Source organism: Acinetobacter sp. BIGb0102 (assembly GCF_003815055.1).
GTDB lineage: Bacteria > Pseudomonadota > Gammaproteobacteria > Pseudomonadales > Moraxellaceae > Acinetobacter > Acinetobacter vivianii.
Genome location: NZ_RKQE01000010.1, coordinates 502,046 through 523,140, shown reverse-complemented (window position 1 = coordinate 523,140; position 21,095 = coordinate 502,046). Strand labels below are relative to the sequence as shown.

The following is a 21,095-nucleotide window of genomic DNA, read 5'->3' as shown; positions in this document are numbered from 1 at the left end:
TGCAAAATACAAGCCAACTTTGTATTAATGAAATTTCAACAACTTAATTCTAAAAAAAGGAATTTATGCAGTATTTTTCACATACATGCAGTGATTTCAATAAATTATTATGTTCCAAAATAGTGCGCTTTTGGATTTTATTTAAAATTTTGGTCGTATTTTGGTGCATTACACAAAGAGATGGCTTTGCAGCTATGCGTAAGCCAAGAAAAGTCATACAATACGCCGATTCAAGTGGAGCGCAGATTCATGAAGACCCCCAAAGTCGGTTTTGTATCTTTAGGTTGTCCTAAGGCATTGGTAGATTCTGAACGAATTTTAACTCAGTTAAAGACTGAAGGTTATCAAGTTGCATCAGATTATGATGGTGCGGATCTGGTCGTTGTAAATACCTGTGGTTTTATTGAATCTGCAGTACAAGAGTCTTTAGACGCGATTGGCGAAGCCATGAGCGAAAATGGCCGAGTCATCGTTACAGGCTGTTTAGGTAAAGACGAAGACAAAATTCGCCAGATGCACCCAAATGTTCTTAAAGTTACAGGTGCAGCAGCCTATCAAGATGTAATGGAAGCAGTACATGAATATGTACCAGCACCGCCAAAACACAACCCATTTATTGATTTAGTCCCTGAGCAAGGTGTTCGTTTAACACCGAAGCATTATGCTTATTTAAAAATCTCGGAAGGCTGTAATCACCGTTGTACATTCTGCATTATCCCAAGTATGCGTGGCGACCTTGTGTCTCGTCCAGTCGGAAAAGTGCTGGATGAAGCTGCTGCATTAAAACGTGCCGGTGTAAAAGAAATTCTGGTTATTTCTCAGGATACCTCTGCTTATGGTGTAGATACCAAATATAAGCTGGATTTCTGGAATGGTCAGCCTGTTAAAACCAAATTCTATGACATGTGTGAAGCCCTCGGTCAGTTAGGCATCTGGGTGCGTTTACATTACGTTTATCCATATCCACACGTTGATGCTGCGATTGATTTGATGGCGCAGGGCAAAATCCTGCCATATTTAGATATTCCTTTTCAGCATGCCAGTCCGCGCATCTTAAAATTGATGAAGCGACCAGCTCATAGTGAAAATACCTTAGAGCGCCTTAAATTGTGGCGTGAAAAATGCCCTGAATTGGTGATTCGTTCAACATTCGTGGTAGGTTTCCCTGGTGAAACTGAAGAAGATTTCCAAATTTTGCTGGAATGGTTAAAAGAAGCGCAGTTAGATCGTGTCGGCTGCTTTACCTATTCACCAGTTGAAGGTGCAACTGCAAACGATCTTCCTGATCATGTGCCAGAAGAGATCAAACAAGAGCGTTATGAACGCTTCATGGAAGTGCAACAAGCCATTTCAGCAGCAAAACTACAAAAGCGTATTGGTCAGAAAATGACGGTGCTGGTTGATAGTCTGGAAGATGAATTCCCAGTTGCTGTTGCCCGTTCTTATGCAGATGCGCCAGAAATTGATGGCAACGTTTTTGTGGAAGATATCGATAAGAGCGTGATTAAAGCAGGTGATTTGCTTGAAGTCGAAATTACCGATGCAGATGAATACGATTTATTTGCAAAGTTAATCCAGATTAAATCTGCTTGATGTTGAATTAAATTTAAGAAAATTTTGAGATTGGTCGGTTTGGAGTAAAAGTATGTCAGCTTCTAAAAATCCACGTTATGCACGAATTTTGCTAAAGCTTTCTGGTGAAGCTTTAGCAGGTAATAAAGATATGGGTATCGATGCCCAAGTATTAGATCAAATGTCACTTTCAATTGCTCACTTGGTAGGTTTGGGTGTGCAAGTGGGTATCGTTGTTGGTGGTGGTAACTTATACCGCGGTAGCCAGCTACAAAAAGACGGTCTGGTTGGACGTGTAACAGGCGACCAGATGGGCATGTTGGCGACTGTGATGAACGGTTTGGCAATGCGTGATGCATTGGTGCGCCGTAATATCAAAACACGTTTAATGTCAGCATTGTCGATTGGTACGGTTGTTGAACCATACTCAAGCCGCGATGCGATCCGTCATTTAAGCCAAGGTGAAGTGTGTGTCTTTGTTGCTGGTACAGGCAACCCATTCTTTACTACAGATACCGCAGCTTGCTTGCGTGGTATCGAGATCGAAGCGAACCTGATCTTGAAAGCGACCAAAGTTGATGGCGTTTATAACAAAGATCCAAGCAAATACGATGATGCGGTTAAATATGACAATTTAACTTTCGATCAAGTACTTGATGAAAAGCTTGGCGTGATGGATCTTACGGCAATTTGTTTATGTCGTGATCACAATGTGCCATTACAAGTTTTTGATATGAACAAATCTGGTGCATTACTTTCTGTGGTAATGGGCGAAAAAGAGGGTACTCACGTTACGAATTAATGTACGTGAGCCATAAAGCTCTTTATACTAATGTTTAAATATTCTGTAATACCTAATGAATAAGTAAGGAAGATCATATGATTAACGATCTCAAACAAGATAGCGAACAGCGCATGCAGAAGTCGCTTGACTCTTTAGAGTTGGGCTTTGCCAAAGTTCGTACAGGTCGTGCGCACCCATCTATTTTAAATGGTGTGATGGTTTCTTACTACGGCTCTGATGTTCCGTTGAATCAAGTCGCAAATATCGGGCTTGAAGATTCACGTACGCTGTTGGTTCAACCATTTGAACGTTCAATGGTTGCTGCGATCGATAAAGCGATTCGTGAAGCAGGTTTGGGCTTGAACCCTATTACTGCTGATGCAATCCGTGTACCAATGGCTGCGTTAACAGAAGAAACTCGTCGTGATATGCAAAAAGTTGCGCGTGCTGAAGCTGAAAATGCCAAAGTTGCGATTCGTAACATTCGTCGTGATGTATTAGGTGATCTCAAAGCATTATTGAAAGAAAAAGAAATTTCTGAAGATGATGATCGTCGTGCATCAGATGATATTCAGAAAATCACTGATAAATATGTTGCAGAGGTTGATAAACGTCTTGCAGCAAAAGAAGCAGAATTGATGAAGGTCTGATTTTTATGACCTCGCAAGAAGAACAGCTTCTTCCTCAACATGTTGCCATCATTATGGATGGCAACAATCGTTTTGCCAAAAAAAATCAAATGCAAAAAGGTGATGGGCATCGTGAAGGCAAAAATGTCTTGGATCCGATTGTCGAGCATTGCAAGAAAGTTGGCATTCGCGCTTTAACCGTTTTTGCATTTTCAAGCGAAAACTGGAACCGTCCCCAATACGAAGTTGATTTGTTAATGAAATTGTTGGAAGAAACAATTCATGAGCAACTGCCGCGTATGGAAAAGTTCAATATTGCACTACGTTTTATTGGTGACCGTTCTCGGTTGTCTAATGAATTGCGTGATTTGATGCAATATGCCGAGCAAAAAACAGCAGCCTACAGCTCTATGACACTGACCATTGCGATTAGTTATGGTGGAATGTGGGATATGGCCCAAGCTGCGAAAATGATTGCTCAGGATGCGCTTGCAGGAAAGCTTCAAGCAGATCAGATAAATGTTGATTTATTTGATAAATATGTCAGTCTAAATGATCTTCCAGCTGTTGATTTATTGATCCGTACAGGTGGGGATTATCGTTTGTCTAACTTCTTACTCTGGCAAGCTGCCTATGCAGAATTGTATTTTACCGATACTTTATGGCCAGAATTTACCATAGAAGAGCTAGATCATGCCTTTCGTGTTTTTTCAGGACGTGAACGACGCTTTGGCAAGACATCAGAACAGATTCAACAAGCGAAAATAGAGAATTAATAATGTTAGAGCGGATTATTACCGCATTGGTGTTAGTTGCTGTTGTTTTAAGTTGCATGTTTGCAACGCAATCACATTATCCAATGTTTATGCTTATGATTTTAGCTGCGGGGGTTGCAGGCTACGAATGGTTTAAGCTTATGCCACGTAGTGTAACCGCTGTTTCAAAGCCGAAGGCTTGGGTATATGGTGGCTGTGTTGCAGCAGTATCAACACTTGCATTATTTTTTGATGATGTTGCTCTTTTACTTTGGGCAGCATCAATTCTCACATGGTTGGGCAGCATCTATTGGGTCAAGAATTATCCTGAATCGGACAATTGGTACAATCCATCCCTCTATATCATCGGATTTATCCTGATTTCTGCTGCGGTAACTTCACTTTATGCCGTTTGGCATAGCTCACCGTGGTGGCTGATGTATTTGTTCCTGCTGGTTTGGGGAGCGGATAGTGGTGCTTATTTTGTTGGTCGTAAGTTTGGTAAGAAAAAACTTGCACCTTCTGTTAGCCCGAATAAATCAGTGGAAGGTTTATATGGCGGTATTGCGACAACGGTTATCATTATGCTGGTTGTGCAATATTTCTATTTAAACTTAACCACAATACAGCTAATCTTATTCTTAATTCTTTCGATCATTACTGTGTTTGCATCAGTGCTGGGTGACTTGTTTGAATCCATGATTAAGCGCCGTGCTGGAATTAAAGATTCTGGACGTGTACTGCCGGGACATGGTGGTGTGCTAGATCGTATTGATTCTTTACTTGCTGCTGCACCGATTTTTGCAACAGGTATGTATATATTAAAACTTATTGGTGTAGATCTTTAAATGACTCAAGCTGTTTGTATATTGGGTGTTACTGGTTCAATTGGTCAAAGTACTTTAAAAGTATTGGAACAACACCCAGACCAATACACCGTATTTGCAGTCTCTGCATATAGTCGTTTAGATGAACTTTTAGAAATTTGTAAAAAACATCATCCAAAAGTAGTTGTTGTGCCGAATGAAAAAGCATTTGAGTTACAACAACGTTTAAATCAAGAAAATTTAAAAAATATTGAAATCCTCACAGATGAGGCTGGCTTAATTGCAATTGCTGAGCATGCTGACGTTGATATCGTCATGGCGGCCATTGTTGGTGCGGCAGGTTTGTTACCCACGCTTGCAGCAGTAAAAGCAGGTAAGCGTGTTTTATTAGCCAACAAAGAATCATTAGTGATGTCGGGCGACATCATGATGCAGGCGGCACGCGAGCATAATGCATTATTGTTGCCAGTTGATTCTGAACATAATGCGATTTTCCAGTCTCTACCACACGACTATCTCAATGCAGAAAGAACAGGGCAGCCACAATTGGGTGTGTCTCGTATTTTGCTGACTGCATCAGGTGGGCCTTTTCTCAACCATTCCTTGGCACAATTGCATGATGTTACACCGCAACAGGCATGCAAGCACCCAAACTGGTCAATGGGACAAAAAATCTCGGTTGATTCGGCGACCTTAATGAATAAAGGTCTGGAATTGATCGAAGCTTGCCATTTGTTTTCAATATCAGAACATTTTGTTACAGTTGTTGTTCACCCACAAAGTATCATTCATTCCATGGTGCAATATGTGGATGGATCAACTTTGGCACAAATGGGTAACCCAGATATGTGTACGCCAATTGCGCATGCATTAGCTTGGCCTAAACGGTTGGCAACAGATGTTCCTGCACTTGATTTATTTGAGACAGCTCAATTGAATTTTCAGCAACCAGATATTGTTAAGTTTCCAGCATTGGACTTGGCGCGTCAGGCAATGCGTGCAGGTGGTTTGGCACCTACAGTATTAAATGCAGCAAATGAAATTGCAGTTGCTGCGTTTTTGAAGCAAAAAATCCGATTCACCGAGATTCCTCAAGTGGTCGATCATACTTTGCAAGCTGTACAAAATGCTAAAGCAGAAAACATAGACATCATTTTACAGACTGATATGATCGCTAGACAGATTGCAGAAAAGTATATTGTGAGAAAAGGAGGCTAAATCGTATGAATGCACTATTTATGATTGTTGCAGCGATTTTATTGCTTGGTCCTCTGATCGCAATTCATGAATTTGGTCATTATTGGGTCGCGCGTAGATTAGGCGTTAAAGTTCTGGTTTATTCGATTGGTTTTGGGCCAACATTATTGAAATGGCAGTCTAAAAAATCAGGTATCCAATATCAGCTTTCTGCTTTGCCACTGGGTGGCTATGTCAAGATGCTGGACGAGCGTGAAGGCAATGTTGCAGAGCAAGATTTACCTTATGCATTTAACCGACAATCTCCATGGAAACGTATTGCAATTGTTGCTGCGGGACCATTGATTAACCTGTTTTTTGCAGTATTTCTGTTCTGGATTTTGTTCCTTCCTGCGCAAGAACAACTGAATACACGTATTGGTAAAGTGATGCCAAATACACCTGCTGCACAAGTTGACTTGAAAGTGGGTGACAAGATTATCAATGTTGACGGACAAACAACGCCAACATGGGAAAAATTGAATTATGCTCTGGTAAATCGTGTTGGTGAAACAGGGAAAGTCTCGATTATTGTTGATCGTGCGGGGACTGAGAAACAATTTACTTTACCGATTAAAGATTTCCTTAAAGATCAAAGTCAGTCTCCATTGGATGTATTGGGTTTCTTGCCTTACCGTCCAGTGATTCCTGCTAAAGTGAAAGAACTCAGTGCAGATGGTGCGGCAGTGCGTCAAGGCGTGAAAGTGGGCGATCAGATCATTGCAATTGATAATGTTGCAATGAAAGACTGGTTTGATGTGGTTGATGTGGTTCAAAGCTCTCCAGAAAAGTTGCTGAATATTGATGTATTACGCGAAGGTCAGGTTGTGCATTTGCAAGTCATGCCTCAAGGTCAACGCGACAATATGGGCAATACCACGGGCGTGCTTGGGGTGAAGAGTGATGCAGGTAAAATCACGATTCCAAATGAATACAAACAAACCATTCAATATTCACCGATTGAAGCTTTGGGTGTCGCGGTGGATAAGACCACTCAGCTCTCAAGCATGATTTTTAACTCTATTATCAAGATGGTGCGCGGTTTAATTGGACTGGATAACTTATCTGGCCCAATCACGATTGCGAAAGTGGCTGGTCAAAGTGCTGAAATGGGGTGGCAAACGTTTATCTCCTTCATGGCTTTGATGAGTGTCAGCTTAGGGATTTTGAATTTATTACCGATTCCGATGCTTGATGGTGGTCACTTGGTGTATTACTTTATCGAAGCAATTCGTGGTAAACCTGTTTCTGAACAAATACAGATGTTTGGTCTAAAAGTTGGTATGGTACTGCTCGGTAGCATGATGCTTTTGGCTTTATTTAACGACTTCATGCGTTTATAACAACGCAAATGGAATTTAACTTACTGGAAAATATATGGGCATGCGTCACACACATTTATTAATGCCTTTGGCACTGGTTAGTGCGATGGCAGTGGTACAACAAGCATACGCTGCAGATGAGTTTCTTGCACAAGATATACGAATTGATGGCTTAGTGCGTTTAACACCTGCAAGTATCTATTCTATGTTACCAATAAATAGTGGCGATAGAGTAAGTGATCCTATGATTGCTGAGGCAATCCGTACTTTATATGCTTCTGGCTTATTTGATGACATCAAAACCTATAAAGAAAATAATGTTTTGGTCTTTAAAGTTGTTGAACGTCCAGTCATTTCAAAGCTGGAATTCAAAGGTAATAAACTGATTCCAAAAGAAGCCTTAGAGCAAGGCTTAAAGAAAATGGGTATTGCGGAAGGCGAAGTTTTCAAAAAATCTGCATTACAGATTATTGAAACTGAGCTTGAGCAACAATACACCCAGCAAGGTCGTTATGATGCTGATGTTTCGGTTGAAACAGTTGCGCGTCCAAATAACCGTGTTGAATTAAAGCTAAACTTCAACGAAGGTACGGCTGCTAAAGTATTTGATATTAATATCATCGGTAATACAGTCTTTAGTGATAGCGATATCAAGCAAGCTTTTGCAGTGAAAGAAAGCGGCTGGGCATCTGTCGTTACCCGTAATGACCGCTATGCACGTGAAAAAATGGCGGCCAGTCTGGAAGCTTTACGTGCTTTGTACTTAAACAAAGGTTATATCAACTTTAATATTATCAATTCACAACTGAACATCAGTGAAGATAAAAAGCACATCTTTATCGAAGTTTCAGTAGATGAAGGTAGCCAGTTCAAGTTTGGTGAAACCAAATTCTTGGGTGATGCACTTTATAAACCAGAAGAGCTAACAGCGCTTAAGCTTTATAAAGATGGTGAAACTTATTCGCAAGAAAAAGTAAATGCAGTTAAACAACTTTTGCTTCGTAAATATGGTAATGCAGGTTATTACTACGCTGAAGTAAATGTCGTACCTGAAATCAACAATGAAACTGGCATTGTTAACCTGAATTATTATATTAATCCAGGTCAGCAAGTGACTGTACGTCGTATCAACTTTACAGGTAACAGTAAAACTGCAGATGAAGTTTTACGTCGTGAAATGCGTCAGATGGAAGGTGCATTAGCAAGTAATGAGAAAATCGATCTTTCTAAAGTTCGTTTAGAGCGTACCGGTTTCTTTAAAACGGTTGATGTAAAACCTGTTCGGGTACCAAACTCTCCAGACGAAGTCGATTTGAACGTGAATGTTGAAGAGCAGCATTCAGGTACAACGACACTTGCGGTGGGTTACTCACAAAATGGTGGTGTAACTTTCCAAGCAGGTTTAAGTCAAACCAACTTTATGGGTACAGGTAATCGTGTAGCGATTGATTTGTCTCGTTCAGAAACTCAAGATTACTATAACTTAAGTGTGACAGATCCATACTTCACCATTGATGGTGTAAGTCGTGGTTATAACGTTTACTACCGTAAAACCAAGTTAAATAAAGACTATAACGTTAACAACTATGTGACGGATAGTATTGGTGGTAGTTTAAGTTTTGGTTATCCAATTGATGAAAATCAGAGTTTAAGTGCATCTTTGGGTATTGACCAGACTAAGGTTCGTACAGGTCCAAGCGTTTCAACTTATATTCGTGACTATTTAAAAGCGAATGGTGGTAAAGCGACAAGTTCTGCTCAGCGTTGTTTAAGTGACGAATATGAAAAAAATCCAGAGACTGGTGAGTTAATACTAGACGAAAATGGTTTGCCGAAATGTAAAGGTGGTTACGATACTTATGAAAGTGCTTTCGAAGGTACTTTCTTAACCTATATGTTAAATCTTGGTTGGTCTTATAACACACTCAATCGACCAATTTTCCCTACCTCGGGTATGTCTCATCGTGTGGGTCTAGAAATTGGTTTACCGGGTAGTGATGTTGACTATCAAAAGATGACTTATGATGCGCAAGCCTTTAAATCTTTAGGTGCCGGATTCGTACTTCGTGGTTATGGTAAATTAGGTTACGGTAACGATTTACCGTTCTATAAAAACTTCTATGCAGGTGGTTATGGTTCGGTACGTGGTTATGACAACAGTACTCTTGGACCAAAATATCCAAGTGTTATTTTCCAGGAAACTAATAAGAACGATCCAGATCCAGAGGAAGTCGGTGGTAATGCTTTAGTTCAGTTTGGTACAGAACTGGCTTTACCTTTACCATTTAAAGGCGACTGGACACGTCAGGTTCGTCCAGTGTTGTTCGCAGAAGGCGCACAAGTATTTGATACCAAATGTGATGTCCCAACTGGAAAAATGCGAATGAATGGTGCGGATATCGACATCAAGCAATACTGTAATGACAACTACAAGTTTGATTTTGGCAATATGCGCTATAGCGTGGGTGTCGGCTTTACATGGATTACCATGATTGGTCCATTGTCACTGAGCTATGCATATCCGTTAAATGATAAGCCAGGCGATGATACTAAATCTATCCAATTCGAAATCGGTCGTACTTTCTAAGTACGGCCTTGCTTAGCGCTGTAAGATATATAAAGGATGCAATAATGAAAACATTAACAAAGCTGATGTTGGGTTTGGGTTTAACGGTTTCTGCAACAGTAAATGCTGCTGGCTTGGCTGTAGTAGATTTGGCTAAAGTTGTAGAAAGCAGTACTTATCTCAAGCAACAAAATGCAAGCTTGAGCCAGTCAGTAAAACCGACTTCAACTCGTCTTGAGCAATTGGGTAAAGAGTTAGAGTCTTTGCAACAAAAAGCACAGACTGAAGGCCAGAAAATGAATCAGGCTGATATTCAAAAGTTAACTGCTCAATATCAGTCAAAACTGAGTGAATTCAACTCAACTCAGCAAGGTTTACAAACCAAAGTTCAGTCTAGTTTGCAGGCAATGAATACAACTTTTGAAACACGTGTGAAGCAAGCTGCTGAACAATTGCGTAAAGAGAACAACTTAGACTTCATTTTGAATAAAAATTCTACGATTGCCTCTGACGCTCAGTATGATTTAACTGATAAAATGATTCAAAAGGTTAATTCAATTAAATAATCAATGAATAGACGTACTTATCGTTTAGAAGAGATTGCTCACCTTGTAAAAGGTGAGTATTTCGGTGCACAAGATTTTCAGATCTCGGGCTTGGCAAGTTTAGAACATGCACAAGAAAATCAGATCTGTTTTGTGAATGGCGACAAATATCTCGCGCAGGCAGAAGCAAGCCATGCGGGTGTATATATCGTCACAGCTTCACTTAAATCACAACTGATCAATAAACAAAATTTTATTGTTGTCGATAATCCTTATTTAGCTTTTGCGACTTTAACGCATTTATTTGAAAAAAAGATTACTCAACGCGGCATTGAAAGTACTGCCAAAATTCATCCATCTGCCATGATTGCCGATGATGTGTATATTGGACATTATGTCGTGATTGGTGAAAATTGTGTTGTTGGTAATAATACAATTATTCAGGCACATGCTTTTGTTGATGATGAAGTCGAAATTGGTAAAGACTGTTTTATTGATGCGCATGTGACGATTACAGGTGCTGCAAAACTGAAAGATCGTGTGCGTATTCATGCCAATACTGTTATTGGTACAGAAGGTTTTGGTTTTGCACCGTATCAGGGTAAGTGGCACCGTATTGCACAACTGGGCTCGGTTCGTATCGGAAATGATGTTCGAATTGGATCAAATTGTAGTATTGATCGCGGTGCACTGGATGACACAATTCTAGAAGATGGTGTCATTATTGATAACCTTGTGCAAGTTGCTCACAATGTGCACATTGGTGAAAATACGGCCATCGCTGCAAATTGTGGGATCGCAGGGAGTGCCCGGATTGGCAAAAACTGTATTCTAGGTGGTGCGTCAGGGGTGGTTGGACACCTTACAATTGCAGATAATGTGACACTTACTGCAATGTCAATGGTCACAAGAAATATTTCTGAGGCTGGAACGTATTCTTCTGGCATGGGACTTTTTGAAAATAGTCACTGGAAAAAGACGATTGTACGTCTCAGACAATTAGCAGATGTGCCATTGACCCAAATCACTAAAAGGCTTGATCATATGCAAGCTCAATTAGAGTCCCTTGAATCAACCTTTAAGTTACGTAAATAATTTATTATGACTGAGTCTACATCTCCAGCATTTACGATGCCTGAATTACCAATGGATATTCTTACCATTCGTGAATATTTACCCCATCGTTATCCATTTTTATTAGTTGATCGCGTTACGGAAATAACTGAGAACAGTATTGTCGGTTATAAAAACGTCTCGATTAATGAAGAGTTTTTCCAAGGGCATTTCCCGACTTATCCAATTATGCCTGGCGTACTAATGATTGAAGCATTAGCGCAGGTTTCTGGAATTTTGGGTTTTGTCTTAACTAATCAAAAGCCGAAAGCAGGTTCATTGTTTTTATTTGCAGGCGCAGAAAAGATCAGATTTAAAAAACAAGTTGTTGCAGGTGACCAGCTTGTCTTAAAATCTGAACTTGTGATGCAAAAACGTGGCATTTACAAGTACAATTGTACTGCTAGCGTTGATGGCATTGTTGCTGCAACGGCAGAGATTATTATTTCACACCAGAAAATTGAGCAGACATGAGTAGTCAGAATTTAATACATCCCACAGCAATTATTGACCCGTCTGCAGAAATTGCAAATGATGTGCAAATTGGTCCGTATTGTGTTGTGGGTCCAAATGTAAGTATTGACTCTGGTACAAAATTACATTCACATGTTGTCATTGGTGGTTTTACGAGAATTGGTAAAAATAATGATATTTTCCAGTTCTCGAGTATTGGGGAAATTTGTCAGGATTTAAAATATCAAGGCGAAGAAACCTGGTTAGAAATCGGTGACCATAATTCGATTCGCGAGCATTGTACTTTGCATCGTGGCACGGTTCAGGATCACAGCCTGACCAAAATCGGTAACCATAACCTGTTAATGGTGAATACGCATATTGCCCATGACTGTGTTATTGGTAACCATAATATTTTTGCTAATAATGTTGGTGTTGCAGGGCATGTCCATGTCGGCGATCACGTGATTGTCGGTGGTAATGCGGGTATTCATCAATTCTGCAAAATCGACTCATATAGTATGATCGGTGGTGCAGCGCTTATCCTTAAAGACGTACCTGCCTATATCATGGCCTCTGGTAATCCAGCGCGTGCTTATGGTATGAATATTGAAGGGATGCGTCGTAAAGGATGGTCTCGTGATACCATTCAGGGTTTACGAGAAGCTTACAAGCTGATCTATAAATCTGGTTTAACCACTGAACAGGCGATTGAACAGATTCGCAACGAAATTCTGGTCAAAACACCTGAGGCTCAGCTATTCATCGATTCATTGGAACAGTCCACACGTGGTATTGTGCGTTAATCGATAATGCAAAGCAAAAAAGACACGATAGTGTCTTTTTTTATGCTCAATTTTCTTCTTCTACAAATTGTTGTCGATATTGTTTAGGTGAATGCTCAAACGTGCGTTTAAAGGCTTGGCTAAAAGCCGTTTCTGAGGAGTAACCCACTTTATTGGCAATCTGTTGTATTGAGTGATTGCTTTTACGCAGATATTGACTTGCCAGACGCATGCGATGCTGCTGTAAATAGGCGAGAGGTGATTCACCAATCACTTCATGGAAGAGGCTGGCAAACTTGGAGCGTGACATACAGCATTGTTCTGCCAATGATTCAACCGTCCATGCATCTTCGGGATGGTTATGGATTGCAGCTAGACTATTGCTGAGTTCTGGATGATTTAAGGCACTGAGCCAACCATGTTGAGTTGAGATTTGTTGAATATGATCTCGAATACATTTGATTAATAAGATATTCACGAGATGATCAATAATGATATCGCGGCCTGCCTGAATATTTTGTGTTTCTAAGGCAAGGAAATGTAAGCCAATTTGTAGCCATTCTGGTGCATTGGTATCTCCGTGCTGGAGGTGAATAATGGGTGGTAAGGCCTGAATAAAAGGACGAGCCATAATAGTGTCAATCTGGCAGCGTACCGTCAGAATGAGATTTTTTTCGGATGACTGTGTGCCGAATTCGATGGCTTCTTCTTTATGACCATCGAACAATTTTGAAATATCAACGGCATCGACCAGTTTGGTAATCGCATTATCTGCACCTGTATGAGCTTTCCCTGAAGAAATCACCACAATTTCGCCAGCATGTGCAGTTAAACTATTTTGCGCATCAATTTGAATAAAAACAGAACCAACTAAAACAATATGAACAATTAAGGCGCTTTGATCTTGGCAGATAAAACTCCATTCTCCCTGAGTTTTCAAGTAGATATATTCAGTGTGATTTAAATGAATATCAGCAAATATTTTACTTAAAGCATCCATATGATTTTTTAACGATGTATTCATTTAAATTATAGAGAGCTGTGCCAATAACTCAATATGTGTTTATAGGACAAAAACAGGGAGGATGATGCCAAAGACTTTGACATAGCTTTTTTGGACGCTTGCAACTGTCATGAATTCCATAATTCCTCAAAATATACTTATATATACAAAGACATGGATTCGATGATGAATGCGCCAGTAAATGTTGAGCAAGAACTTACGCCAGTAAGCATTCCAAAGTCAAAAACTCAGTTGGATCGGAAACGTTATTTATGGGCCATTAGCCCAGCTTTACCTGTAATCGGAATTGGTATTTTGGCAGGTTATCAATTTGCACCACGCCCATTGAAAAAAATCTTTGCTTTAGGTGGTCCAATTGTTTTACACATTGTGATTCCAACAATTGATACGATTATTGGGAAAGATGCCAATAATCCAACCGATGAAGATATTAAGCTGTTAGAAAAAGACCCATATTATTCTCGATTGGTAAAAAGCTTTATTCCACTACAATATGCAGCCAATGTTTATGCATGTTATTTATCAAGCCGTAAAGAAACCTCTTTCATTGATAAGATTTTTCTAGGTATTTCAATGGGCGCAATTAATGGGATTGCCATTAATACTGCACATGAGCTAAGTCATAAATCTGATCGTATTGACCATATTCTTTCACATTTGGCGTTGGTACCAACAGGGTATAACCATTTCCGTGTTGAACATCCTTATGGTCACCATAAACGTGCTGCGACACCTGAAGATCCAGCATCTTCACAAATGGGTGAAACGTTCTATGAGTTTTGGCCACGTACCGTCATTGGCTCTTTCAAATCAGCAATTGAAATCGAAACGACGCGTTTAAAACGTAAAGGCAAAGAGTTCTGGTCAAGGGACAATGAATTGCTACAAGGTTGGGGCATGAGTGCCGCGTTTCATGGCTCAATGGTCGGTCTGTTTGGTAAGGGCGTAATTCCTTATTTAGCAACGCAGGCTTTCTATGGCATTAGTTTGTTTGAAATTATTAACTATATCGAACACTATGGTTTAAAACGCCAAAAAGACAAGAATGGTAAATATGAGCGCACCATGCCTGAGCATAGCTGGAACAATAATAATATTGTGACCAATTTGTTCTTATATCAATTACAGCGCCATTCAGACCATCACGCTTATCCAACCCGTCCATTCCAGGCATTGCGTCATTTTGATGAAGCGCCAGAATTACCGAGTGGTTATGCAAGTATGTTATTACCTGCTTTGATTCCACCACTATGGTCAAAAATGATGGATAAGCGTGTTTTTGATCACTATAAAGGTGACTTGAATAAAGCCAATATTTATCCAAAACGTCGTGCCAAACTATTTAAGAAATTTGGTGTAGTTGACCAATCATTAAATGAAGTTTCTACAGAACAGGTAGCAACTGCATAATCTAAAAAACATTGCAAAAGCAGGGCACTGGTGAATCATTATCAGTGCCTTTTTATTTTCTTGTATTAAAACTTTAACCAAGTACAGATTTTGCATCTTCTTGCTGTATATCTATGTATAACTTAAGAATAATTTTATAAGCAATTTATGAGGCAAAGATGACAAAACATTATGATTATATTGCGATTGGTGCTGGTAGTGGTGGCATTGCATCAGTGAATCGTGCTGCCATGTACGGGAAAAAATGTGCCTTAATTGAAAAAGCCGAGCTCGGTGGAACCTGTGTCAACGTAGGTTGTGTGCCTAAAAAGGTGATGTGGTATGCGGCTCATGTGGCTGAGGCCATCCATAAATATGGTCCAGATTATGGCTTTAACAGTAAAGTTGAATCTTTCGATTGGCAGACTTTAATTAAGAATAGACAGGCTTATATCGATCGGATTCATCAGTCCTATCAAAATAGCCTAAGCAAGAATAAAGTTGATTTAATTCATGGCGCGGCTCATTTTATTGATAAAAATACTATCGAAGTCAACGGTGAGAAATTCACAGCAGATCATATTCTGATTGCAACTGGGACACAGCCGTCATTACCACATATTGAAGGGGCTGAATATGGTATTGATTCGAACGGTTTCTTTGAGCTTACAGCTTTACCTAAAACAACTGCCGTGATTGGTTCAGGCTATATCGCTGTTGAGTTGGCGGGTGTACTCAATGCTTTGGGTTCGCAAGTTGGATTGTTTATTCGTAAAGATTTACCCGTAAGACGCTTTGATTCATTTGTTAGTGAAACCTTGGTGGAGATCATGCAAACTGATGGTATCAGCGTCCATAACCAAGCAGTGCCAAAGAAAATCACAAAAAATGACGATGATTCCGTTACTTTACATTTAGAAAATGGCGAAACCTATACGGTTGATTGCTTAATCTGGGCAACGGGACGAGAGCCAAATACTGCGAGTTTGAATCTAGATAAAGCCAATGTCCAACTGGATGAGCGAGGCTATATTCAAGTCGATAAATTCCAGAATACCTCACAGCAAGGCGTGTATGCGGTGGGTGATATTGCCGGGAAAATGGAACTGACACCGGTTGCTGTGGCTGCTGGACGGAGACTCTCTGAGCGATTATTTAATCATAAACCAGATGAACATCTGGACTATGACAATATTCCGACCGTGGTATTTAGTCATCCGCCGATTGGTACAGTGGGGATTACTGAAAAAGAAGCCATAGAGCAATACGGGCAACAAGCGGTAAAAGTGTATAACTCATCCTTTACTGCGATGTACAGCGCCATTACACAACATCGTCAGCCGACCAAAATGAAATTGGTTTGTGTGGGTGAAAATGAAAAAATTGTCGGTATCCACGGTATCGGTTTTGGCATGGATGAAATTTTACAAGGCTTTGCAGTGGCCTTGAAAATGGGCGCGACCAAGCAAGATTTTGATAATACCGTTGCCATTCATCCGACCTCAGCAGAAGAGTTTGTGACGATGAGATAAAACATTATTTATTAAAATAGAAAGGACGTGCTGAACACGTCCTTTTTCTTCGCATTGAATAAGTAAAGCAACAATTATTTCAATTCACTGGATGATTTACCCAATTCACGACGGGCAATGATCAATTGCTGAATTTGCTGTGTCCCTTCAAAAATATCCAGAATTTTTGAATCACGTGCCCATTTTTCCAGTAATTCATCTTCGCCATAACCGACACTGGCAGCCAGCTCGACACATTTTAGTGTAATTTCATTGCCAACCCGTCCAGCTTTCGCTTTGGCAATCGATGCTTCTTTTGAATTCGGCTTTTTATTGTCGGCCATCCACGTTGCTTTAATCATTAACAAACGGGCGGCTTCCCATTCAGCTTCCATTCGATAGATTTGCGCAGCTAAATTTGAAGTTTGTAAGTAGGGTGTTTTGTAGTCTGGATCAAGCTGATCTTTAAAGATTTCTTTAATTCGCTCTAACGAGGCTTTGGCACAACCAATTGCCATTGCTGCAACCAGTGGACGGGTATTGTCAAAGGTTTCCATCACGCCAGCAAAGCCTTTTGCCACGTCAATCTCAGGATTACCTAACAGATTGGCAGCAGGCACACGACAGTCAATAAAGCTAATCACCGCGGTATCTGAAGCTTTAATTCCGAGTTTATGTTCCAGACGCTCAACCTTCATTCCAGATGTGCCTTTGGGTACCACGAATGATTTAATCGCAGCACGACCTAGCTTTTTATCTAATGTTGCCCACACCACCACCGAGTCGGCACGTTCACCTGAGGTGACAAAGATTTTTTCACCATTCAGGATATAGTCATCACCATCTTTGGTTGCTGTAGTGCGAATTGCTGCCGAGTCAGAACCACAACCGGGTTCTGTGATCGCCATCGCGGCCCAAGTGCCTTTGAAGCGTTCTAACTGTTCATCATTGGCAACCGCTGCAATGGCAGAGTTACCTAAACCTTGACGAGGCATGCTCAGTAATAAGCCTGTATCACCGTAACACATTTCAATAATGCCCAGCGCTGCTGACATATTGCCGCCATTTACAACTGTATCTGGGTTTACCGTGCCGCGTTTACTGGCATTGGCTGCACCGACACCTTCGCCACTTTCATTCATGCCATCCAGTAAGGCAGCAAGCATGTCTAGTTCTTTCGGGTAAGCATGTTCGGCTTTGTCATATTTACGGGAAATAGGTCGTAAAACATTCAGCGCAGTTTCGTGTGCCTGATCCACCAGCATTTTGAATTTTTTCGGATTTTGTAAGTTCATTATAGTTCTCCAAAATTAAGCGTGCAGGCCAGAATGCAGGATTGCAGTTGCACGAAGGTCGCGATACCAGCGTTCAACAGGATGCTCCTTGGTAAAGCCATGACCACCCAGAATTTGTACGCCATCCGTACCTATTTTCATTGATTTTTCAGCACAGAGCAGGCGAGCAAGATAAGCTTCACGATGGAACGGTTGTCCGGCTTCTGCCAAGCTTGCAGCATTGAGTACCAGCATACGCATGGCATCGATTTCAATAGCCATGTCCGCAATCATGAAGGCTACACTTTGACGATGTGAAATAGGCTCACCGAAGGCTGTACGCTCATTGGCATATTTAATACAGTAGGCTTTGATGGCTTCACAGGTTCCAACAGCCATGGCACACCATATCAGGTTGCCTAGATCGACAAAAGCGGTGTAATCAAAATCGCTGTCACCTAAACGTAAAGCGGGGGTGTGGTTGAATTGCAGTGTTGCGGTTTCAGCAGCTTTTAAACCCATCGCTGGATTGGCTTTGATGGCAATACTTTCATTGGATTGCACCACGAAAATATCGGGCTGACCGTTAAATTCTGCACTAACCAGAAAGACATCCGCGGTATCGCCTAAAATTACTAAGGTTTTTTCACCAGTAATATAGAATTGTCCATTGGCTTCTGTGGCTTTGGTCTTTAACTGAAATGGGTTAAATGCGGGTGTTGCTTCTTGGAAGGCAAAACTTGCAGTGACATCGGTATCTTCAGCAAATACAGGTAAATACATGGACTGTACTTGAGTAGATCCCCAACGGGTTATGGCATTGATCACGCTGAATGTACTGAGTAAACCCGCAGTCAGGCTGAAATCGCCTTTTGCCAGATTTTCTGCAATCAGGATATTGCTAACAATATTTTTTTCTGCTGCAACGCCACCCAAGGCTTCTGGAAGCGCGTAGTAGTTTAAACCCAGATCGACCAGATGTTGCCAGAGTTGTTCTGGAAACTGCGCGTGGTGATCTGCATCGTGTGCCAGCGTATATAAAACTTCTTCTGCAAATTGTGACATCGCGTCAACGGTCATTTGCTGCTCTTCGGTCAGGCTGAGATCAAACAGATTTTTGTTGGTCTGATTCGGGAGACGTTGTTTATCGATGGGTTGAGGCTTAAATGCTTTTTGAGTTTTATTAAGTACCTTAAAGCCTGTTTTTGAACCTTGATATAATGATTTTTCTACAAATTTTCTTAATTTGAGTTGATCAAGCACTTCGCTTCCTGCGATTTTGGTGATCAAAGATAGCCCAAACCCTTGAGCCTTATTCATCATATTCGACATGGTTATATCCTGAAGGATGGTTGTAAAATTATGCTGACATGCTCCTGATCAAAAGACTATGTCTTGTTTGACATGCAGACTGGAGAAAGATAAAGGGTAAAATGCCTATTTAAAGTTTTATAGGTTTTTGTTTTTTATGTATTTTAAAAAATATCATAAAAATAATTTTTAAAAAAATTGACCAAAATGACAAAGTTTAAGTTTAGCTCATTGAAGATTGGCAAAAGATCCAGTCTGGAATCATTTAGTTAGATGGATTCGCCAGTCAAATTTTTATTCAGCTTTAGAAATACGTCATTCCAGATAGCGTTTTTATTTGAGCACTTAGATTCAAGCCTTCCTTAAACTACAAATAAGAAAGGCTTAAAGTAGACTGTTTTAATTCAGTTTTTCAAGAAGGATGCTTTCCCGATAATATTTGCATCCCTTAAACAGCAAGAAAACACCAATTATTCCTGCAATCGCATTTACAATCGAAATGGAGTTACCAACCATCAGTGTATTTTCAAAATATTTATCAGTTAATAACGCGACTGCTGTTGTACCGACACCTAATGCAATTAGATTAGAGATAAGCAAAAATTTGGCTGAAACCTGAGCGCGTAATTGATTTGGAGTGAGCATTTGGGTGGCCGCTGCTGAGGCTGGAATTGGAAAAGTTGAGAAGAACATGGCTATAAAAATTAGGCCAAAGGATAGATACATATTGTCAACTTGAGTGAATAGAACACTTGGTAGTACAAGCGCGGCACAGCCGATCATACCTGCCCGAATGGCAACATCGCTATATCCTTTTTTAGAAAAGTAATCGATTAGCCATCCACAAAATAATGCGCCTGCGGTATTGGCAATTAAAATGATACTTCCGAGGATATAACCTGTTTGGCTGGCATCTAAACCAAAGTGACGCATATAGAATGCAGGTGCCCAGCCCAGCAGTGAGTAAAGCATCATGGTATAGAAAGAAAAACCAATAAAATGACAAAAGAAGGTTTTTTTGTGGGTTTTGATAAATGCAATGGAGTTTTTAAACGATGCCTGTATGACCTGTCCATTCTGATCCAGCTTTAAACCTTTACGTTTAGGTTCTTTCACCGTCAGAATCATGACTAAAGCCAGCAAAACACCTGGTAATCCTACGATAAAGAAGGTGAGTTGCCATGTTTTTAATTGTCCGATCACAGGCAAAACGACCATATCCATATTTTTTAACAGGCTAATCACATAACCGCCAATCAGAAAGGCCAGACCTGAACCAATGAATGCCCCAATCGCATATAAACCTAAAGCACGTCCCAGTTTTTCCTTGGGGAATAGGTCTGTAACGATCGAATAAAATGCTGGTGATAAAGCGGCTTCGCCCGCACCGACACTTAATCGGGCAATAAACATCTGGATAAAGTTTTTACTCAAGCCACATGCTGCTGTAGCAAGACTCCAGAAGGCGATGCCTATAGAAATAATCTTGATTCGTGATTTTTTGTCTGCAAGCGCAGCAATCGGAATGCCCATAAAGGCATAAAATAAAGAGAAAGCCAGGCCTTGTAATAAGCTGAACTGCGTGTCAGTTAACATGAGATCTTGTTTAATCGGTTCGATCATCAAGGACAGAATCTGGCGATCTACAAAAGAAAGAATATAAGCCACCATACAGATCACGACGACATACCATTGATAGCCGAAGCTTTCTTGAGTATGAAGTTCTTGCTCTTTCTGTACCGTATGCTCGGGTGAGTGGTTGGTTTCGTGCTCATTCCTGCCGAGCACATTTTCTAGGTTGTTATCATTCATTTGCATCTTCCTGTGATGACTGGGATTTTAAATTGATACTTTTTTATTAAATTATTTGTTTTTTGGTATCGTATGTTTATTTATATAAAGTTTTAATTGATCAAGCAATACACAATTAAAATAAAAGTGAAAATTACTCGAAAGAATAAAGAAAATGGATAAATTTTTTATAAACAGGAAGGTTGAG

Annotated in this window: 18 protein-coding genes; 14 read left to right on the top strand and 4 right to left on the bottom strand. The window is 40.3% G+C overall.

What is annotated here, in order from left to right; genetic code table 11:
• Nucleotides 1-249: 249 nt before the first annotated feature.
• From rimO to lpxA, 12 genes are all read left to right on the top strand, one after another.
• On the top strand, nucleotides 250-1,593 hold the full coding sequence (rimO, locus tag EC846_RS05160; protein ID WP_005230215.1) for a 30S ribosomal protein S12 methylthiotransferase RimO: 1,344 nt from the start codon (nucleotides 250-252) through the stop codon (nucleotides 1,591-1,593).
• A 52-nt stretch (nucleotides 1,594-1,645) separates the two neighbouring features.
• Nucleotides 1,646-2,374, top strand: a complete 729-nt coding sequence (pyrH, locus tag EC846_RS05155) for a UMP kinase (protein WP_004772000.1) — start codon at nucleotides 1,646-1,648, stop codon at nucleotides 2,372-2,374.
• A 77-nt stretch (nucleotides 2,375-2,451) separates the two neighbouring features.
• Nucleotides 2,452-3,006: a ribosome recycling factor gene (gene frr / locus EC846_RS05150; RefSeq protein WP_004653307.1), complete on the top strand. Its 555-nt coding sequence runs from the start codon at nucleotides 2,452-2,454 to the stop codon at nucleotides 3,004-3,006.
• A 5-nt stretch (nucleotides 3,007-3,011) separates the two neighbouring features.
• Nucleotides 3,012-3,761 carry a polyprenyl diphosphate synthase gene (gene uppS / locus EC846_RS05145; RefSeq protein ID WP_005257328.1) on the top strand — a complete coding sequence of 250 codons (750 nt, stop codon included), beginning with the start codon at nucleotides 3,012-3,014 and terminating at the stop codon, nucleotides 3,759-3,761.
• Nucleotides 3,762-3,763: 2 nt separating this feature from the next.
• Nucleotides 3,764-4,588 (top strand): phosphatidate cytidylyltransferase, encoded by an 825-nt coding sequence (locus tag EC846_RS05140; RefSeq protein ID WP_123774433.1) that lies wholly within the window; start codon nucleotides 3,764-3,766, stop codon nucleotides 4,586-4,588.
• On the top strand, nucleotides 4,589-5,785 hold the full coding sequence (gene ispC, locus EC846_RS05135; RefSeq protein WP_123774432.1) for a 1-deoxy-D-xylulose-5-phosphate reductoisomerase: 1,197 nt from the start codon (nucleotides 4,589-4,591) through the stop codon (nucleotides 5,783-5,785).
• A gap of 5 nt (nucleotides 5,786-5,790) precedes the next feature.
• Nucleotides 5,791-7,146 (top strand): RIP metalloprotease RseP, encoded by a 1,356-nt coding sequence (rseP, locus tag EC846_RS05130; protein ID WP_123774431.1) that lies wholly within the window; start codon nucleotides 5,791-5,793, stop codon nucleotides 7,144-7,146.
• Between the two features lie 34 nt (nucleotides 7,147-7,180).
• On the top strand, nucleotides 7,181-9,712 hold the full coding sequence (gene bamA, locus EC846_RS05125; RefSeq protein ID WP_123774430.1) for an outer membrane protein assembly factor BamA: 2,532 nt from the start codon (nucleotides 7,181-7,183) through the stop codon (nucleotides 9,710-9,712).
• 44 nt (nucleotides 9,713-9,756) lie between these two features.
• Nucleotides 9,757-10,257, top strand: coding sequence for an OmpH family outer membrane protein (locus tag EC846_RS05120; RefSeq protein ID WP_004772009.1), 501 nt, complete (start codon nucleotides 9,757-9,759; stop codon nucleotides 10,255-10,257).
• A 3-nt stretch (nucleotides 10,258-10,260) separates the two neighbouring features.
• Nucleotides 10,261-11,331, top strand: coding sequence for a UDP-3-O-(3-hydroxymyristoyl)glucosamine N-acyltransferase (lpxD, locus tag EC846_RS05115; protein ID WP_069579684.1), 1,071 nt, complete (start codon nucleotides 10,261-10,263; stop codon nucleotides 11,329-11,331).
• Between the two features lie 6 nt (nucleotides 11,332-11,337).
• On the top strand, nucleotides 11,338-11,823 hold the full coding sequence (gene fabZ / locus EC846_RS05110) for a 3-hydroxyacyl-ACP dehydratase FabZ (RefSeq protein ID WP_004772011.1): 486 nt from the start codon (nucleotides 11,338-11,340) through the stop codon (nucleotides 11,821-11,823).
• Nucleotides 11,820-12,608 carry an acyl-ACP--UDP-N-acetylglucosamine O-acyltransferase gene (lpxA, locus tag EC846_RS05105; protein WP_123774429.1) on the top strand — a complete coding sequence of 263 codons (789 nt, stop codon included), beginning with the start codon at nucleotides 11,820-11,822 and terminating at the stop codon, nucleotides 12,606-12,608. The genes fabZ and lpxA overlap by 4 nt, the downstream gene beginning before the upstream one ends.
• Nucleotides 12,609-12,654: 46 nt before the next feature.
• On the opposite strand, the gene EC846_RS05100 is transcribed toward lpxA, so the two are convergent.
• Nucleotides 12,655-13,587, bottom strand: a complete 933-nt coding sequence (locus EC846_RS05100; RefSeq protein WP_123774571.1) for an AraC family transcriptional regulator — start codon at nucleotides 13,585-13,587, stop codon at nucleotides 12,655-12,657.
• Between the two features lie 189 nt (nucleotides 13,588-13,776).
• On the opposite strand from EC846_RS05100, the gene EC846_RS05095 reads away from it, so the two are divergent.
• Both EC846_RS05095 and gorA read left to right on the top strand, forming a co-directional pair.
• Complete coding sequence (locus tag EC846_RS05095) at nucleotides 13,777-15,021, top strand: alkane 1-monooxygenase (RefSeq protein ID WP_047427165.1); 1,245 nt, start codon at nucleotides 13,777-13,779, stop codon at nucleotides 15,019-15,021.
• Between the two features lie 158 nt (nucleotides 15,022-15,179).
• Nucleotides 15,180-16,532 carry a glutathione-disulfide reductase gene (gorA, locus tag EC846_RS05090; protein WP_123774428.1) on the top strand — a complete coding sequence of 451 codons (1,353 nt, stop codon included), beginning with the start codon at nucleotides 15,180-15,182 and terminating at the stop codon, nucleotides 16,530-16,532.
• 74 nt (nucleotides 16,533-16,606) lie between these two features.
• On the opposite strand, the gene EC846_RS05085 is transcribed toward gorA, so the two are convergent.
• The 3 genes from EC846_RS05085 to EC846_RS05075 form a co-directional block, all read right to left on the bottom strand.
• Nucleotides 16,607-17,806, bottom strand: coding sequence for an acyl-CoA dehydrogenase family protein (locus EC846_RS05085; RefSeq protein ID WP_062847872.1), 1,200 nt, complete (start codon nucleotides 17,804-17,806; stop codon nucleotides 16,607-16,609).
• A 15-nt stretch (nucleotides 17,807-17,821) separates the two neighbouring features.
• Complete coding sequence (locus EC846_RS05080) at nucleotides 17,822-19,108, bottom strand: acyl-CoA dehydrogenase family protein (RefSeq protein WP_171409987.1); 1,287 nt, start codon at nucleotides 19,106-19,108, stop codon at nucleotides 17,822-17,824.
• Nucleotides 19,109-19,495: 387 nt separating this feature from the next.
• Complete coding sequence (locus EC846_RS05075; RefSeq protein WP_123774426.1) at nucleotides 19,496-20,908, bottom strand: spinster family MFS transporter; 1,413 nt, start codon at nucleotides 20,906-20,908, stop codon at nucleotides 19,496-19,498.
• Nucleotides 20,909-21,095: the final 187 nt, after the last annotated feature.

Bases quoted from the DNA above. Each gene is read 5' to 3' on its own strand.
- rimO (WP_005230215.1), top strand. From the start codon at position 250: ATGAAGACCCCCAAAGTCGGTTTTGTATCTTTAGGTTGTCCTAAGGCA.
- pyrH (WP_004772000.1), top strand. From the start codon at position 1,646: ATGTCAGCTTCTAAAAATCCACGTTATGCACGAATTTTGCTAAAGCTT.
- frr (WP_004653307.1), top strand. From the start codon at position 2,452: ATGATTAACGATCTCAAACAAGATAGCGAACAGCGCATGCAGAAGTCG.
- uppS (WP_005257328.1), top strand. From the start codon at position 3,012: ATGACCTCGCAAGAAGAACAGCTTCTTCCTCAACATGTTGCCATCATT.
- EC846_RS05140 (WP_123774433.1), top strand. From the start codon at position 3,764: ATGTTAGAGCGGATTATTACCGCATTGGTGTTAGTTGCTGTTGTTTTA.
- ispC (WP_123774432.1), top strand. From the start codon at position 4,589: ATGACTCAAGCTGTTTGTATATTGGGTGTTACTGGTTCAATTGGTCAA.
- rseP (WP_123774431.1), top strand. From the start codon at position 5,791: ATGAATGCACTATTTATGATTGTTGCAGCGATTTTATTGCTTGGTCCT.
- bamA (WP_123774430.1), top strand. From the start codon at position 7,181: ATGGGCATGCGTCACACACATTTATTAATGCCTTTGGCACTGGTTAGT.
- EC846_RS05120 (WP_004772009.1), top strand. From the start codon at position 9,757: ATGAAAACATTAACAAAGCTGATGTTGGGTTTGGGTTTAACGGTTTCT.
- lpxD (WP_069579684.1), top strand. From the start codon at position 10,261: ATGAATAGACGTACTTATCGTTTAGAAGAGATTGCTCACCTTGTAAAA.
- fabZ (WP_004772011.1), top strand. From the start codon at position 11,338: ATGACTGAGTCTACATCTCCAGCATTTACGATGCCTGAATTACCAATG.
- lpxA (WP_123774429.1), top strand. From the start codon at position 11,820: ATGAGTAGTCAGAATTTAATACATCCCACAGCAATTATTGACCCGTCT.
- EC846_RS05100 (WP_123774571.1), bottom strand. From the start codon at position 13,587: ATGGATGCTTTAAGTAAAATATTTGCTGATATTCATTTAAATCACACT.
- EC846_RS05095 (WP_047427165.1), top strand. From the start codon at position 13,777: ATGAATGCGCCAGTAAATGTTGAGCAAGAACTTACGCCAGTAAGCATT.
- gorA (WP_123774428.1), top strand. From the start codon at position 15,180: ATGACAAAACATTATGATTATATTGCGATTGGTGCTGGTAGTGGTGGC.
- EC846_RS05085 (WP_062847872.1), bottom strand. From the start codon at position 17,806: ATGAACTTACAAAATCCGAAAAAATTCAAAATGCTGGTGGATCAGGCA.
- EC846_RS05080 (WP_171409987.1), bottom strand. From the start codon at position 19,108: ATGATGAATAAGGCTCAAGGGTTTGGGCTATCTTTGATCACCAAAATC.
- EC846_RS05075 (WP_123774426.1), bottom strand. From the start codon at position 20,908: ATGAATGATAACAACCTAGAAAATGTGCTCGGCAGGAATGAGCACGAA.